The sequence below is a fragment of the Endozoicomonas sp. ONNA2 genome (assembly GCF_024606365.1).
Taxonomy (GTDB): Bacteria; Pseudomonadota; Gammaproteobacteria; order Pseudomonadales; family Endozoicomonadaceae; genus Endozoicomonas.
The window spans coordinates 1-1,171 of the sequence record NZ_JAHHPO010000822.1; the positions used below are offsets into that span (position 1 = coordinate 1).

At 54.4% G+C, this 1,171-nt stretch carries 1 protein-coding gene; it reads right to left on the reverse strand.

Annotated features, from left to right (window positions below; all coding sequences use genetic code 11):
* Positions 1-238 precede the first annotated feature (238 nt).
* Positions 239-1,171 (reverse strand): S8 family serine peptidase (locus KDK14_RS14575; RefSeq protein WP_257265899.1); only part of this gene is annotated, 933 nt, incomplete at its 5' end.

A 1,171-nucleotide genomic window follows, 5' to 3' on the forward strand; every position in this document is an offset into this window, starting at 1 on the left:
GGATCAGCCTGAAGATTCACGGGAGTGATGAGAGAGGAAAAAATGCCCGCCAGTAGCAGTGAATGGTTTGATGATTTCAAGGTTCCACTCCATTGGATTTATTGAATAGAGATGCACTGCCGGATCATTCTCTATTCAGCTCGGGTATTGCTTGTTGTCTGAAGCCGTGCAATACCTGTTTTTCTTGTCAGTCCTTATTAAAACCTAGCTCTGATTTCGTGGCTCGTCTGCCTATTTTTCACTTGGCCCTCTGGATGGCTCTCAGGAAGGCGGCTGCATCGGCAATCCCGGCACCGCAGCGGAAGGTTGAACAATCGCTATCCCGGGCAAAAGGTCTGGCTGTTTCTTTCAACAGGCGCTCACGCTCAGCCGGTGGCAGCATTGGATTGACCGCGTAGCTGAGGTCAATCAAGCCTGTGATATGTGGTGCTGCCATGCTGGTGCCCTGCAGCTCCGAGTAGGAGCCATTGGTCGGCCCCCTCAGCCCTGAATTGTACAGTGACAGGATGCCATTGCCCTGAAAATGGGTTTCTCCACCGGGGGCCATAATGTCGATATCAGTACCATAATTTGAGTACCAGCTGCGGTTGCCAGTGCGATTGATAGCACCAACCACTATGACATTGTTGCAGTTGGCCGGCGTGCTCATCGCCACATCCTGTTGCTCATTGCCGGCGGCCACCACCACCGTGACACCGGCCGCCACCACTTCATCAATAGCATCCTGATAGGTTTGCGGACACCAGAGCGACTGACCACCAAGGCTGAGATTCAGCACGTTGACTGGATTGGGGTTGATCGGGAGTCCATAGACTTTCAGGCCTGCCCCCCAACGCATGGCTGATGCGATGTCGGAGGTATAGCCACCACATCGCCCAAGCGCCCTGAGCGTCTGCACCCCGGAGAGCCAGGTTACCCCTGAAACACCGATGTTATCGTTGGTGTTAGCGGCAATGGTGCCGGCAACGTGGGTACCGTGCCAGCTGCTCTTGCGAGCATTAGCCGGAACCGGGTCACCGAATGAGGTACCGAAAGCACCTGGCTGCAGAGCGTCACCCGGGTCCCGGGGGTTATTATCCCAGCCATCACCATCGTTAGCCATCCAGGGGTCTGACACAAAATCATAACCTGCTACCAGCCTTTCATTAATCTCTTGATGGTCAGTAATTCC